This window comes from Bradyrhizobium niftali, from assembly GCF_004571025.1.
Taxonomy (GTDB): domain Bacteria; phylum Pseudomonadota; class Alphaproteobacteria; order Rhizobiales; family Xanthobacteraceae; genus Bradyrhizobium; species Bradyrhizobium niftali.
In genome coordinates, this window is record NZ_SPQT01000042.1 from 40,308 (window position 1) to 54,519 (window position 14,212).

Annotated in this window: 12 protein-coding genes; 3 read left to right on the forward strand and 9 right to left on the reverse strand. The window is 65.6% G+C overall.

What is annotated here, in order from left to right; genetic code table 11:
• Positions 1-6: 6 nt before the first annotated feature.
• Complete coding sequence (gene nadC / locus E4K65_RS42225) at positions 7-885, forward strand: carboxylating nicotinate-nucleotide diphosphorylase (protein WP_135179132.1); 879 nt, start codon at positions 7-9, stop codon at positions 883-885.
• Positions 886-1,072: 187 nt separating this feature from the next.
• Here nadC and E4K65_RS42230 read toward each other — a convergent pair whose 3' ends face one another.
• From E4K65_RS42230 to E4K65_RS42245, 3 genes are all read right to left on the reverse strand, one after another.
• Entirely contained in the window at positions 1,073-2,527 is a 1,455-nt protein-coding gene (locus E4K65_RS42230; RefSeq protein WP_167771593.1) for a cell wall hydrolase, read from the reverse strand.
• Between the two features lie 616 nt (positions 2,528-3,143).
• A complete protein-coding gene (gene ppdK, locus E4K65_RS42240) occupies positions 3,144-6,095 on the reverse strand; it encodes a pyruvate, phosphate dikinase (protein ID WP_167771594.1) in 2,952 nt (983 codons plus the stop codon).
• 96 nt (positions 6,096-6,191) lie between these two features.
• Positions 6,192-6,347: a DUF3096 domain-containing protein gene (locus E4K65_RS42245; RefSeq protein ID WP_074077234.1), complete on the reverse strand. Its 156-nt coding sequence runs from the start codon at positions 6,345-6,347 to the stop codon at positions 6,192-6,194.
• 224 nt (positions 6,348-6,571) lie between these two features.
• On the opposite strand from E4K65_RS42245, the gene E4K65_RS42250 reads away from it, so the two are divergent.
• Complete coding sequence (locus E4K65_RS42250; RefSeq protein ID WP_027543608.1) at positions 6,572-6,925, forward strand: DUF1236 domain-containing protein; 354 nt, start codon at positions 6,572-6,574, stop codon at positions 6,923-6,925.
• Positions 6,926-7,203: 278 nt separating this feature from the next.
• Here E4K65_RS42250 and glyS read toward each other — a convergent pair whose 3' ends face one another.
• From glyS to E4K65_RS42280, 6 genes are all read right to left on the reverse strand, one after another.
• A complete protein-coding gene (gene glyS / locus E4K65_RS42255; RefSeq protein ID WP_135179136.1) occupies positions 7,204-9,303 on the reverse strand; it encodes a glycine--tRNA ligase subunit beta in 2,100 nt (699 codons plus the stop codon).
• Positions 9,303-10,238, reverse strand: coding sequence for a glycine--tRNA ligase subunit alpha (locus tag E4K65_RS42260; protein WP_135179137.1), 936 nt, complete (start codon positions 10,236-10,238; stop codon positions 9,303-9,305). The genes glyS and E4K65_RS42260 overlap by 1 nt, the downstream gene beginning before the upstream one ends.
• Before the next feature lie 188 nt (positions 10,239-10,426).
• Positions 10,427-10,618 carry a hypothetical protein gene (locus E4K65_RS42265; RefSeq protein ID WP_027543611.1) on the reverse strand — a complete coding sequence of 64 codons (192 nt, stop codon included), beginning with the start codon at positions 10,616-10,618 and terminating at the stop codon, positions 10,427-10,429.
• 116 nt (positions 10,619-10,734) lie between these two features.
• Positions 10,735-11,643, reverse strand: a complete 909-nt coding sequence (locus E4K65_RS42270) for a S49 family peptidase (RefSeq protein WP_135179138.1) — start codon at positions 11,641-11,643, stop codon at positions 10,735-10,737.
• A gap of 216 nt (positions 11,644-11,859) precedes the next feature.
• Positions 11,860-12,621 (reverse strand): tRNA1(Val) (adenine(37)-N6)-methyltransferase, encoded by a 762-nt coding sequence (locus E4K65_RS42275; RefSeq protein ID WP_135179139.1) that lies wholly within the window; start codon positions 12,619-12,621, stop codon positions 11,860-11,862.
• A complete protein-coding gene (locus E4K65_RS42280; protein WP_011085319.1) occupies positions 12,614-12,841 on the reverse strand; it encodes a putative signal transducing protein in 228 nt (75 codons plus the stop codon). Before E4K65_RS42280 ends, E4K65_RS42275 begins: the two co-directional genes overlap by 8 nt.
• 132 nt (positions 12,842-12,973) lie before the next feature.
• On the opposite strand from E4K65_RS42280, the gene E4K65_RS42285 reads away from it, so the two are divergent.
• Positions 12,974-13,981, forward strand: a complete 1,008-nt coding sequence (locus E4K65_RS42285) for a polyprenyl synthetase family protein (RefSeq protein ID WP_027543614.1) — start codon at positions 12,974-12,976, stop codon at positions 13,979-13,981.
• Positions 13,982-14,212 lie beyond the last annotated feature (231 nt).

The window sequence follows — 14,212 nt, forward strand, 5'->3', positions numbered from 1 at the left end:
TCCCTTATGATCACCCCGACATCCCTGCTCTATCCCGACGCCTTCCTCTCGCCGCTCGCGATCGACGAGGCCGTGCACCGCGCGCTCGACGAGGACCTCGGCCGCGCCGGCGACATCACCTCGCTGGCAACGATCCCGGAGGCGACGAAGGCGCAGGCGATCCTGGTCGCGCGCCAGTCCGGCGTGATCGCCGGCCTGCCGCTGGCGCTGGCGACGCTGCAAAAGCTGTCGCCCGACATCGAGGTGCGGCCGCATGTCCGCGATGCCGCCCGCGTGGCCCGCGGACAGCACGTGCTGACGATCTCGGGCCCTGCGCGCGCCATTCTCACCGCGGAGCGGACCGCGCTGAATTTCGTCGGCCGGCTGTCGGGCGTTGCGACGCTGACGGCGGACTATGTCGCGCGCACCGAAGGCACCAGGATGCGGATCTGCTGCACGCGAAAAACCACGCCGGGCTTGCGCGCCCTAGAGAAATACGCGGTGCGCTGCGGCGGCGGTTTCAACCACCGCTTCGGCCTCGACGACGCGATCCTGATCAAGGACAACCACATCGCGGTCGCCGGCGGCATCCGCCCCGTGCTGGAGCGCGCACGTACGCACGCCGGCCATCTCGTCAAGATCGAGATCGAGGTCGATACGCTGGCGCAATTGCGCGAGGTGCTGGACACGGGAATGGCTGACGCCGTGCTGCTCGACAACATGGACCTTGCGACGCTGCGCGAGGCTGTGCGGATCAACGAGGGCCGGCTCAAGCTGGAAGCATCCGGCGGCATCACGCTGGACTCGATCGCCGCAATCGCGGCGACAGGCGTCGACTACGCGTCTTCAGGCGCGCTGACGCATTCCGCACCGAATTTCGACTGTGCCCTGGATATCGAGGCGTGACTTCTTAGCCTCTCCCCGCTTGCGGAGAGAGGCCGGAATTCGCGCTGAAAGCGCGGATTCCGGGTGAGGGGGAATCTCCGCGAGTCCAACTCTCACCGTCTCCGCGGAAAGTCCCCCTCACCCCAACCCTCTCCCCGCAAGCGGGGCGAGGGCGCAGTCGCGCTTGCGGCGACAGCCACAAACTAACTCAGCGCCGTACGGTATCTCCCATCTCGGCGGAGCTCTTGGCCTGCTGCGCGAGTTCGGCGGAGAGTGCGGCGGTCTGGGCCGGGGAGCCCCAGCTCGGTTCCTCGCTGCCGTCGCCCCAGGCGCGCGGGCGATAGAAGGTATGCACGCCTGTCTTGTACATCTTCTTCATCTCGGCGACCCAGGACGGGCGCACCCAGTAGGCGTGGTAATGCGTGGACTTGCCGACCTCGGGCAGCCAGATCTGGCCGTCGAGCATCGCCTTCGCGATCTTCTTGGCGCGCTCCCACATCTCGGGCTCGCGGATCACGTCGGCATTGTTGTCGCAGGCAAAGGTGAACTGGCAGGCGAGATGGCGGTGCTTGTTCTGATAGACCGCTCCGCACACCGTATCGGGATATTTGCCGGAGAACACGCGATTCATCACCACCTGCGCGACCGCTATCTGGCCGCGCACGGCCTCGCCGCGGGATTCGAAATAGACGGCTTCGGCGAGACATTTCTCGGATTTCGCGCGCGACTTGTCGTCGAGCGCGAGCCGTTCCGCCGGCGACCTGGCGCGCTGGTTGTCGGCGTTGACCTCGCCCTTCGGCGCGACGCTCTCGCCGCTCTCGATGTCCCTGGCGATCTCCTCCGTTGGCGGCGACAGCGAGGCCGTCACCTTCATGTCGGGGTCGGGCATCACGATCAACGGCTCGGCGCCGGGCTGCCAGCTCTCGATGCTCTCCAGATTGCCGCCGAGCGAGGAGCTGCCGAAGAACAGGTTCGAGGTCTTGACGCTGAAGGGATCGCGCGCGGGCGCGGCCGGCGCAGTGGCCCGCTTCAGCGCCTCCAGCGGCTGGACCGCGAACGAGCGCGCGAGGTCGCTGGCCTTCGGCGGATTGGCATATTGCGGCAACGGCGGCGCGCGAAGCGCTTCCTGAAGCTCGGGGTCGAGCGCGGCTGCGGACTCCGGCGACATCGCTTGCGGCAACGCGGCGGTCTTGGCGCCGAACACCGAGCTGTTCGACGTCGCGGGATCTTCCTGCGCGGGCGCTGCGGCCGGTGCGGCAGCGTCGGGAGACGTCGTCGGTGTCACGATCGCGAGGCGATCACCCTTCATGGAGCGATCGACCTTGGGAAAGTCGGCGGCCTGGTAACGCGGCGGCGCCTGAAGCGCCGGATTGCGGCTGATCGCGCCGGTGACGTCGCGGCCATCGAGGCTTGCGAGGCGAACCATCGCGCTCTGCGGAACCGAGGTGCCGATGGGGCGGGAGAAACTGTAGGTGGCGAGCTGGATCGAGGACGCCGCGGAATACACCTGCTTCTGCCAACGCTCGGCGACGCCGGGCTGACGCGCCAGCAGCGAGGCAATATCCTGATAGCCGGTCTCTCTCGGCATCAATGCGAAGATGCAGAGACCGATGCCGAAGGACGCGAACCGCGCGCCCTTCGGATGGTTACGCAACACTGACATCGATACGCTCACGCTACGCTTACGCCCGAAAAACCGAACCGCAGTACATCCGTGCAATTCGATCTTTCTCGTAAGTATCCAATTTAGGTTGCCGGGGCGTTAATCGGCGTTGCGCGCCGGGCACACACAAGCGATCGCAAGTGTTTCCACGGGGCAATGACGCGCATTGGTAAATGCCGCCTCACGTGAAGCGGTAAACATCCGGTCAACGCGAATGGTGAAGGAACTCTTGCGCGCGCGTATCATTACGGGACGCGCGACGAGTTCCATCGTTTGCGAGAAGCACTTCCACAACACCGCCGTCATGCCCCGCCGAGTGCGCAATTGCGCACGGGGGCGGGGCATCCAGTACGCCGCGGCTTCTCGATTCAATTACTGCTGTCTCGGCGTACTGGATCGCCCGGCCAAGCCGGGCGATAACAGTGAGTGTGTGGCGATAGCGCGTGCAACAATCTCGTCATTGCGAGCGCAGCGAAGCAATCCAGACTGTCTCCCCGGAGGGATTCTGGATTGCTTCGCTGCGCTCGCAATGACGATGTGGCGAGAGTGGTGCGCAAAATGAAAAGAGGCGGGGCTTGGCCCCGCCTCTTTCGCATCTCGTATTCAGTCTTCCGCCTTACGCCTGGCTCGCAACCGCCTTGCCGAGCGCGGCTTGCGCCGCGGCGAGGCGGGCGATCGGCACGCGGTAGGGTGAGCAGGAGACGTAGTCGAGGCCGATATTGTGGCAGAAGGCGACGGACGCGGGATCGCCGCCGTGCTCGCCGCAGATGCCGACCTTGAGCGAGGGCCGTGTCTTGCGGCCGCGCGCGACGCCGATCTTGACCAGCTCGCCGACGCCTTCCTGATCGAGCGCGACGAAGGGATCGATCGGCAGGATGCCCTTGGACACGTAGGTGCCGAGGAAGCTCGCGGCATCGTCGCGGCTGATGCCGTAGGTGGTCTGCGTCAGATCGTTGGTGCCGAACGAGAAGAACTCGGCGCTCTCCGCGATCTCGGCCGCGAGCAGACAGGCGCGCGGCAGCTCGATCATGGTGCCGACCTGATAGGCGAGCTTGGTGTTGGTGTCGCGCATCACGGCCTGTGCGGTGGCGTCGATGCGTGCCTTGACGAGGTCGAGCTCCATCTTGGTGGCGATCAGCGGCACCATCACCTCGAGGCCCACGGCCTTGCCGGTGCGCTTCTCGGCCTCGACCGCCGCCTCGAAGATCGCGCGCGCCTGCATCTCGGCGATCTCAGGGTAGGCGATCGCGATACGGCAGCCGCGGAAGCCGAGCATCGGGTTGAACTCCGACAGCTCGCGCGCGCGGTCGGCCAGGCGCCGCGGGTCGGTGTTCATGGCGCGCGCCACTTCCTCGACCTCGGCGTGGGTGTGCGGCAGGAACTCGTGCAGCGGCGGATCGAGCAAACGGATCGTGACGGGCAGGCCCTTCATGATCTCGAACAGCTCGACGAAGTCGGCACGCTGCATCGGCAGCAGCTTGGCGAGCGCCGCGCGGCGCGACTGCTCGTCCTCGGAGAGGATCATCTCGCGCACCGTGCGGATGCGCGTCTCCTCGAAGAACATGTGCTCGGTGCGGCACAGGCCGATGCCTTCCGCGCCGAACTTGATCGCGGTGCGCGCGTCGTCCGGCGTATCGCCATTGACGCGAACGCCGATCTTGCGGACCTGGTCGGCCCACTTCATCAGCGTGCCGAACTCGCCGGACAGCTCCGGCTCGATCATCGGCATGCGGCCGGCGAGCACCTGGCCGAGCGAGCCGTCGATGGTGATGACGTCGCCGGTCTTGAAGGTGCGCGAGCCGATGCTCATGGTGCCGCGGCCGTAATCGACGCGGATGGTGCCGCAGCCGGAGACGCAGGGCTTGCCCATGCCGCGCGCGACCACCGCCGCATGCGAGGTCATGCCGCCGCGGGTGGTGAGGATGCCTTCCGCGGCGTGCATGCCGTGGATGTCCTCGGGGCTGGTCTCGATGCGGACCAGAATCACCTTGCGCCCGTCGGCCTGAAGCTTGGCCGCTTCGTCCGAGGAGAACACGATCTCGCCGGAGGCAGCACCGGGCGAAGCCGGCAGGCCCGTCGCGATCACGTCGCGCTTGGCGTTGGGATCGATGGTCGGATGCAGCAGCTGATCGAGCGAGGCCGGATCGATCCGCGTCACCGCTTCCTTCTTGGTGATCAGCCCCTCATTGGCGAGCTCGACCGCGATGCGCAGCGCCGCCTTGGCGGTGCGCTTGCCGCCGCGGGTCTGGAGCATCCACAGCTTGCCCTGCTCGACCGTGAACTCCATGTCCTGCATGTCGCGGTAGTGCTTCTCGAGCAGCGTGTAGATCCGCGTCAGCTCCTTGAAGGCCTCCGGCATCGCCGCTTCCATCGACGCCTTGTCGGAGCCCGACTCTTTCCGCGCTTCCTCGGTGATGTCCTGCGGCGTGCGGATGCCCGCCACCACGTCCTCGCCTTGCGCGTTGATCAGGAACTCGCCGTAGAGCTTGCTCTCGCCGGTCGAGGGGTTGCGCGTGAAGGCGACGCCGGTTGCCGACGTATCGCCCATGTTGCCGAACACCATGGCCTGCACGTTGACCGCGGTGCCCCAGGATTCCGGAATGTCGTGCAGCTTGCGGTAGGTCACCGCGCGCGCGTTCATCCAGGATGAAAACACAGCGCCGATCGCGCCCCAGAGCTGATCGTGCGGATCCTGCGGAAAATCCTTCCCGGTCTCGCGGGCGACCGCGTCCTTGTACTTGCCGACGAGCTCGACCCAATCCTCCGCCGACAAATCGGTGTCGAGCGTGTAGCCCTGGCTGTCCTTGAAGGTGTCGAGGATTTCCTCGAAGTGATGATGCTCGAAGCCGAGCACCACGTCGGAATACATGGTGATGAAGCGGCGATAGCTGTCATAGGCGAAGCGGCGGTCGCCGGACAGTTCCGAGAGCGCTTCCACGGTCTCGTCGTTGAGGCCGAGATTGAGCACGGTGTCCATCATGCCCGGCATCGAGGCGCGCGCGCCGGAGCGCACGGAGACGAGCAGCGGGTTCCTGGTGTCGCCGAACACCTTGCCGGTCAACTTGCCGACATGGTCGAGCGCCTTCTCAACCTGCGACTGCAACTCCTTCGGATAGGTCTTGCCGTGTGCGTAGAAGTAGGTGCAGACCGAGGTCGGGATGGTGAAACCGGGAGGCACCGGCAGACCGAGATTGGCCATCTCGGCGAGGTTGGCGCCCTTGCCGCCGAGCAGGTCGCGCATCTCCGTCCGGCCCTCGGCCTTGCCGTCACCGAACGTGAACACCCATTTGCCGGCCTTGGCCGCAGCTGGCGCGGCCTTGGCTGGCGCAGCCTTGCTCGGTGCGGGCTTCAGAGCGACCTTGGCGGCGGCCTTCGGCGCAACCGGCTTGGTCGCGGCCTTTACGACAGACTTGGCGGCGGGCTTCGCAGCCGACTTGGCCACGGGCTTGGCAACCGGCTTCGAAGCGCTCTTGGGAAGCGCCTTGCGGGCCGCTGGCGCGGCTTTCGCCTTGGCGGAGGACTTTGATTTCGCTGGTATTTTCTTAGGCTTCGAGGCGGCTTTGGCCATAGCTTGCACACAACCTGCGAGAGGAAAGGGAAATCGCGCGCCTTACACCACTTTGGGCAGGCCCGCGCAAGTCGAAGAGTTCCGGAAAATGAAGGCCTAGAGATGGAGCCACTTCAACAATCCGAGCCCGATCGCACCATTTATGATGAGAAAGATCGCGACGATGAGGTTGAGAAGCCGCGGCATGATCAGGATGAGCACGCCCGCAATCAACGACAGGATCGGCGAAATGTGGGCGACGGTGATGTGCATGAATTATCTTTCCGTGGAGGTGGGGCGAATCGCGGGCGGATCATAGCGGACCCGGTTCCGCGGGTAGAGACGCACTAGGGGTCGCACGAGTTCCGGGCTTCGCGAAAACTGCCCAAAAATGCCGCGAATGCGGCAAGGCATTTTCCGGAACATCGCGCGCGTCGCAGCATTGGCAACCGGTCGCGCCATTGGCGCCGGCTAAAATCATGTCGAAGGAGTTGCCCATGCGGAACAGGATTCTCGCTCTCGCCGCGCTTGGCGTCGCGCTCGGTGCGCCGGTTGCGGCACAGGCGCAAACAGGCATTACGGTTGGACGCGCGCCCGTCGTGGTCGACAGCGGCCCGACGATTGCGGTCGAACAGCGGCCAGCCTTCCGCGATTATGTCGTCGAACAACGTGTGCCGGCCTTCCGCATTCCGGATCGCGTGGTGGTCGGAGCCACGTTACCGGAGAGCGGCGTGACCTATTATGACGTGCCGCAACGTTTCGGCGCCACCACCTATCGCTACACCGTCGTGAACGGCGAGACCGTGCTGGTCGAGCCGCGCTCGCGGCGCATCGTCGAGGTGCTGGACTAGATCCTCGACGGACACGAAAACGCATCGTTCAACTCGATGTCCGGCGCGTCAAATCAGGCTGACGCGTGCAGTGTTAAATCGGACATCAGGCCCCGCCCGGTCTCCCCCCTCCGGGTGGGGCTTTTTTGCGCGGTCTCGTGTCCCGGACGCGACGCAGCGCATAGCGGTGCGGCGCAGAGCCGGGACCCAGGAGCTCCGAACACGCCGCGCCATGGGCCCCCGGCTCTGCAGCGCACCGCTGAAGAAGCGCGCTGCGCTGCGTCCGGGGCACGAGAGCCCTAATCCTGGATCTTCGAGAAGTCCGCGACCGCGCGCGTGGCGCTGCGAATCTCGTTCAGCAGCTTCAGGCGGTTCTCGCGCACCTTCGGATCGTCGTCGTTGACGCGGACCTTGTCGAAGAACGCATCCACCGGCGGGCGCAGCTTCGCCATCGCGCTCATCGCGGCGGCAAAGTCCTCCTTCGCGACGGCAGCGCTTGCTTCCGCCTGCACCTCGCCGATCGCCTTGGCCAGCGCCTTCTCCTCGCCGAGGCTGTAGAGCGCAGCATCGGGCGCACCGTCGAACGTGCGCTTGTCCTTCTTCTCCTCGATCGAGAGGATGTTGCTGGCGCGCTTGGTGCCAGCCAGCAGGTTCTTGCCGTCGTCCGACTCGAGGAACTTGCCGAGCGCCTCGACGCGGCGAACGACCATGAGCAGGTCGTCCTGGCCGCCAAGCGCGAACACGGCATCGACGAGATCGTGCCGGGCGCCCTGCTCGCGCAGCTGGACCTTCAGGCGGTCGGCGAAGAAGGCGAGCAGATCGCTCGGAAGCTTCTGTGCGTCGGCCGGCTTCACCGACAAGCCGGCGAGCGCGGACGCCGCCACCTTCATCAGCGACAGACGCAGTGCGTTCTCGGCGATCAGCCGGATCACACCCAGCGCGGCACGGCGCAGCGCATAAGGGTCCTTGCTGCCCGTCGGCTTCTCGTCGATGGCCCAGAAGCCGACGAGCGTGTCGAGCTTGTCGGCGAGCGCGACTGCAACGCTGACCGGATCGGTCGGCACGCGATCGGCGGGGCCTTGCGGCTTGTAATGCTCCTCGCAAGCCGCGGCGACGGACGCATCCTCGCCCTGGGCCAGCGCGTAGTACTTGCCCATCAGGCCCTGCACCTCAGGGAATTCGCCGACGACTTCGGTCAGCAGATCCGCCTTCGCCAGCTGCGCGGCACGGGTCGTCTTGGCAACATCGGCGCCGACCAGCGGCGCGATTTCGGCGGCGAGCCGCTCGATGCGCTTGATGCGCGCGGCCTGCGTCCCGAGCTTCTCATGAAACACGATCTGCTCGAACTTCGGCAGCCGGTCTTCCAGCTTGGTCTTCAGGTCCGTCTCATAGAAGAATTTCGCATCCGACAGGCGTGGACGGATCACGCGCTCGTTGCCGGCGACGATGATCTTGCCGCCGTCGGCCGCCTCGATATTCGCCGTGAGGACGAACTTGTTGGTCAGCTTGCCCGTCTTGGAATCCCTGACGACGAAGCACTTCTGGTTGTTGCGGATGGTGGCGCGGATCACCTCTTCCGGGATCGCGAGATATTCCTGCTCGAACGATCCCATCATGACGACAGGCCATTCGACGAGGCCCGAGACTTCGTCGAGCAGCACCTGATCCTCGACCAGTTCGAATCCTTGCGCGAAGGTCAGCTCCTTGGCATCAGCGAAGATGATGTCCTTGCGCGCCTGCGGATCGAGGATGACTTTTGCGGCCTTCAGCTTCGCTTCGTAGTCCTCGAAACGGCGCACGCTGATCGCGCTAGGCGCCATGAAGCGATGGCCATAGGTGGTCTGGCCGGCTTCGATGCCGTCCACCGAGAACGGCACGACATCGGGCTCTTCCGTCTCGAGCCCGAACGTCGCGGTGATCGCGTGCAGCGGACGCACCCAGTTGAGCGAGCCGGGTTTTCCGGAACGCGCGCCCCAGCGCATCGATTTCGGCCAGGGGAAAGTGCGGATGATGACGGGCAGGATCTCCGCAAGCACGTCGATCGCGGCGCGGCCGGGCTTCTCGATCAGCGCGATGTAGAAGTCGCCCTTCGGATCGCGCTGGATCTTGGCCTCGTCCAGCGAGTTCAGACCTGTCGCTTTCAGAAAGCCCTGCACGGCCGCATCGGGCGCGCCCATCTTCGGTCCGCGGCGTTCGGTCTTCAGGTCGGGCTGACGCGCAGGGATTCCGTGCACGGTGAGCGCGAGGCGGCGCGGTGTCGCGAAGGCTTTCGCGCCCTCGTAGACCAGGCCTTCGGCGACGAGCTTGTCGGTGACCATGCGGCGCAGATCGTCGGCCGCCTTCGCCTGCATGCGCGCGGGGATTTCTTCCGAGAACAGTTCAAGCAAAAGTTCGGGCATCAGGCCGCTCCGCCCGCTTCAGTATGTATCCAGGCTTCGCCACAGGCCTTGGCCAGCTCGCGCACGCGAAGAATGTAGCTCTGCCGCTCGGTCACGGAGATCACGCCGCGGGCGTCGAGCAGGTTGAAGACGTGGCTTGCCTTGATGCATTGGTCGTAGGCCGGCAGCGCCATCAGATGCGCCTCGCGCTTGCCGTCCTTCCAGCCCGCGTCGAGATATTTCCGACAGGCCGCTTCCGCCATCTTGAACTGCTCGAACAGCATCGCAGTGTCGGCGACTTCGAAGTTGTGCTTCGAGTACTCCCGCTCGGCCTGGAGGAAGACGTCGCCATAGGTGACCTTGGCGTCGCCGTCGCGGCCGTTGAAATTGAGGTCGTAGACGCGGTCGACGCCCTGCACATACATCGCGAGACGCTCGAGCCCGTAGGTGAGCTCGCCCGCGACCGGCGCGCATTCGAAGCCGGCGACCTGCTGGAAATAGGTGAACTGGGAGACTTCCATGCCGTCGCACCAGCACTCCCAGCCAAGACCCCAGGCGCCCAGCGTCGGGCTCTCCCAGTCGTCCTCGACGAAGCGGATGTCGTGCACGGCGGAATCGATGCCGATCGCGGCGAGCGACTTCAGGTACAGCTCCTGAAGGTTCGGCGGCGACGGCTTCATGATCACCTGGAACTGGTAGTAGTGCTGCATCCGGTTCGGGTTCTCGCCGTAGCGGCCGTCCTTGGGCCGGCGCGAGGGCTGCACATAGGCGGCGTTCCAGGGCTTGGGCCCGAGCGCGCGGAGCGTCGTCGCCGGATGGAAGGTACCCGCGCCCATCTCCATGTCGTAGGGCTGCAGGATCACGCAGCCCTGCTCGGCCCAGAACCGCTGGAGCGCGAGGATGAAGCCCTGGAACGAGCGTTCCGGGCGCATATGGGCGGGCAATGAGGCGTCCATCGTCAGATCAGGCTCTCGCGGGGGGTTTTGAATCGCGCGGGACCGTATCGACGGCGGGGATGGGAATCAAGGCGAAGGGGCGGAAATGGCCGTCATTCCGGGGCGCCCGAAGGGCGAACCCGGAATCTCGAGATTCCGGGTTCGATGCTTCGCATCGCCCCGGAATGACGGCGTGTGGAAAGGCGCAGCTAGCCCGGGCGATACGCTCCGGTCACCGGATCCTGTTTCAGCGTCCGGATTTCCCCCATATGGGCGGCTTCGGCGACGCGTGAGAGACGCATCTCCTCCAGCTCCTGGTTGATCCGGACAGCGGTCTTGTAGGCCCAGCGGACCACGGCAAGCCCGCCCAGGACGCCCGCGAAAGCGACGAACGGCGGCATCTGTCGATCCTTGTTGAGTGCTCAGCCCCCACGCACATTCTTGCGCAGACCGGGCCGCGCCGCAATTGGCTCGGCTTCAAGTCTCCTTGGGGCCAAATGGCGCGGGAGGCCACGCCCTAGAACCCGAATTTCGCCCAAATCGCCCGCGTTTCGACCGCCGAGATCAGTTCGTCAGGCAGCCCGGCCATTGATTCCAGGGCCGAAAGCTGGCCCGCGCCGGGCGATTTGCGTCCCAAAAGGCCGGACAGCAGCCCGGTCGGCTGCGCGATCACGGGGGTGAGAACCTTCTCGCCATAGCGGGCACGAAGAGTTGAGCGGAGATCGCCGATGCCGTCGGCGAGCCCCAGGCCGATCGAACTCTCGCCGGCCCAGTATTCACCGGTGAACAGGGTGTCGTCATCGCCCTTCAGCCGTGCGCCGCGACTCTCCTTCACCAGCGCAATGAAGATCTGGTGGATCTCGCGCTGGATCGCCTTCAGCTTGGCCACGTCGTCGGGGTTTTCGGGCAGGAACGGATCGAGCATCGCCTTGTGCGCGCCGGCCGTGTAGAGCCGCCGCTCGATGCCGAGCCGCCTGATCGCCTCCTGGAAACCAAAACTGCCGCCGACCACGCCGATCGAGCCGAGGATCGAGGACGGATCGCAGAAGATCTCGTCGCCGGCGCAGGCGATCATGTAGCCGCCGGAGGCCGCGACGTCCTCGACGAACACCAGCACCGGCAGCTTCTTCTCGGCCGCGAGCTGCTTGATGCGCAGGTAGATCTGGCGCGACTGCACCGGCGAGCCGCCGGGCGAGTTGATCACCAGCGCCACCGCCTTGGCGTTCCGCATTGAGAAGGCCCGCTCCAGCACCCGCGCGACGCCCGCGAGCGACATGCCCGGGCGCAGCGGCGTCACCGCGCCGATCACGCCTGACAGCCGCACCACCGGCACCACCGCCGTGCCCGGACGAAAGCGCGCCGGCAGATATTGCATGAGCTTGTCGGCCAGGCCGGAACCCTCACGATCGTTCAATTGTTCGGCCATGCCATTACCCCTGATTAACCATTTCTTATCACGCGACTGTCATTGGAAGTGCCTGGAACGTGTTTTGCAGATTCCCTATTGGGAAGCTGCAATGAAGCAGCGGAGGAAACGCCATGAAGATCTATCTGCTGTTGATGCTGATCGGTGCGCTTTTCGCGGCGATTCGCTTTACGTCCCCGCAAGAACAGCAGACGGAATCGCTGCCGCAGTAAGCCGTCACGGCTCCGCGAGCGGCAACACCGCCCTCCCTTCCAGAATATCCCTCACCTCTTTTTTAGGCACGTTTGACTCTTCGTTAAGCATGAGGCCCGGCAACAGGCGCGTCGGCGCCTTGCCGCCTTTGATCGCGCGCACCAGCACGCGGATCGCGGGCCGCCCCGCTTCGCCATGAACCGGCAGGATCGACAGGCTGCCGAAGCCGCGTGACAGCGCTGCCAAGACCTCGGCGATTCCATCCGCGCGCCAGATCAATGTCAGCACACCGTTCGATCGCAGGATACGCCGTGCTGCATGCACCCACGCATGCAGCGTCTCCTCCGTCGCCACATGCGCGGTGTGGCGCGCCTGATCCGGCGAGCCACGATGGCGCACCGGATCGTTGAAGGGCGGGTTCATCAGCACACGATCGACGCTGTCGGGCACGAGCCCATGTGCCAGGAAGGCCTGCGCATCGGCGGTGACGTCGAGCACGATCGTGTCGGCGGCAATCGCGTTCGCCGCCGCATTGGCTCGCGCCAGCTCCGCCAGTTCCGGATCGATCTCGACCAGGCTGAGCCTGATCCCCGCCACGCGCCGCGCCAGCGCCAGCCCGGCCGTGCCGATGCCGGCGCCGAGATCGACCACGCGGTCGCCCGCCTGGGCCTCCGTCGCCGCCGCAAGCAGGATGGCGTCATGCCCGGCGCGATGGCCGGACCGCTTCTGCTTCAGGCGTAGTTGCCCGCCGAGAAAGGCGTCCTCGGTGATGTCGGCCTCAATCATCGCCGCGCAGTTCGTGGCTGAGCCCGGCCTCGGTCAGGAGCTGCCGGGCCTCCTGGGCGTCGTCCTCATGGACCAGGATCCGCCGCGGCAAAATGCCGAGCGAGCCCTCGATGATGCTCATGTTCTGGTCCAGCACCAGATGATGGATATTGGCGCCGTCGAGCAGCGCGCCGATCGCCGACACCAGCACCATGTCGTTGGTCCGAACCAGTTCACGCAAAACGCAGGTCTCCTGCCTGAAAGGGGTTAAGCGGCAAATGTCAATGGTTCCGCAGCACTTGCCGCATGCGCCTCCAGTTTCTATTGTATTTCCATCAGAATAGCCCTTCCGGGGCAAATATTGGAGACCGGCGTGGCCGTCATCGTACCTTTCGAAACTCCCGGCGCGTCGATCGAAGAGCTGGTTGCCCTTGTCGCCGGAGACATGGAGCGCGTCAACGCCACGATCCTGTCGCGCACCGGCTCCGACGTGACCATGATCCCGGAGGTCGCCAACCATCTGATCTCCTCCGGGGGCAAGCGCCTGCGGCCGATGCTGACGCTCGCCATGGCCAATCTTGCCGGTTACAACGGCGACGGCCACATCAAGTTAGCTGCCTCCGTCGAGTTCATGCACACCGCCACCCTGCTCCATGACGACGTCGTGGACGAGAGCGAGATGCGCCGCGGCAAGCTGTCGGCGCGCATGCTCTGGGGCAACGAGGCGAGCGTGCTGGTCGGCGACTTCCTGCTCGGCCAGGCGTTCCGCATGATGGTCGAGGTCGGCTCGCTCCGCGCGCTGGACATTCTTTCGGCGGCCGCCGCCACCATCGCCGAGGGCGAGGTGATGCAGCTTGCGGCTGCCAAGAACACCGCGACCACCGAGGACGAATATCTCGCCGTGATCCGCGGCAAGACCGCCGAGCTGTTCGCCGCCGCCTGCGAGGTCGGCCCCGTGATCGCGAACCGCCCCAAGGCGGAGCAGACCGCCTGCCGCTCGGTCGGCATGAATCTCGGCATCGCCTTCCAGCTCGTCGACGATGTGCTCGACTATGGCGGCAAGAGCGCCAAGCTCGGCAAGAACACCGGCGACGATTTCCGCGAAGGCAAGATCACGCTGCCGGTCGTGCTCGCCTTCCGCCGCGGCAACGACACCGAGCGCGCCTTCTGGATCAAGGCGCTCGAGCGCGGCGAGATCGGCGATTCCGATCTCGATCACGCCATCGGCCTGATGAACAAGCACCGCGCGCTCGAGGACACGCTCAGCCGCGCCCAGCATTACGGCGCCATGGCTGTGGATGCACTGGCGCTGTTCCCGTCGTCGCCGATGAAGAGCGCGCTGGAGCAGGTCGTGGCGTTCTGCCTGGCGCGATCGCATTAGGCGCTGCGGCTTAGCTCACTCTCCGATTCTGCCAACACCGTCATCCCCGCGCAACGGCGAGGCCGTTGTCGCTGGAGGCGCGAGTGATGGGGCGCGAGAAGCGCCCCATTGGGAGCCTCGAAGGATGAACGGCCAGCTACATCCGGGCCGTCGCCCTTCGAGGCTCGTCCAGCGACGCTGTTGCCTCGCTCGCCTCGCACCTCAGGGTGACGGTCATAAACAGGCGCTCGC

Bases quoted from the DNA above. Each gene is read 5' to 3' on its own strand.
- E4K65_RS42265 (WP_027543611.1), bottom strand. From the start codon at position 10,618: ATGCCGCCGTTCGTCGCTTTCGCGGGCGTCCTGGGCGGGCTTGCCGTG.
- ppdK (WP_167771594.1), bottom strand. From the start codon at position 6,095: ATGGCCAAAGCCGCCTCGAAGCCTAAGAAAATACCAGCGAAATCAAAG.
- glyS (WP_135179136.1), bottom strand. From the start codon at position 9,303: ATGCCCGAACTTTTGCTTGAACTGTTCTCGGAAGAAATCCCCGCGCGC.
- E4K65_RS42270 (WP_135179138.1), bottom strand. From the start codon at position 11,643: ATGGCCGAACAATTGAACGATCGTGAGGGTTCCGGCCTGGCCGACAAG.
- E4K65_RS42245 (WP_074077234.1), bottom strand. From the start codon at position 6,347: ATGCACATCACCGTCGCCCACATTTCGCCGATCCTGTCGTTGATTGCG.
- E4K65_RS42230 (WP_167771593.1), bottom strand. From the start codon at position 2,527: ATGTCAGTGTTGCGTAACCATCCGAAGGGCGCGCGGTTCGCGTCCTTC.
- E4K65_RS42250 (WP_027543608.1), top strand. From the start codon at position 6,572: ATGCGGAACAGGATTCTCGCTCTCGCCGCGCTTGGCGTCGCGCTCGGT.
- E4K65_RS42260 (WP_135179137.1), bottom strand. From the start codon at position 10,238: ATGGACGCCTCATTGCCCGCCCATATGCGCCCGGAACGCTCGTTCCAG.
- E4K65_RS42275 (WP_135179139.1), bottom strand. From the start codon at position 12,621: ATGATTGAGGCCGACATCACCGAGGACGCCTTTCTCGGCGGGCAACTA.
- nadC (WP_135179132.1), top strand. From the start codon at position 7: ATGATCACCCCGACATCCCTGCTCTATCCCGACGCCTTCCTCTCGCCG.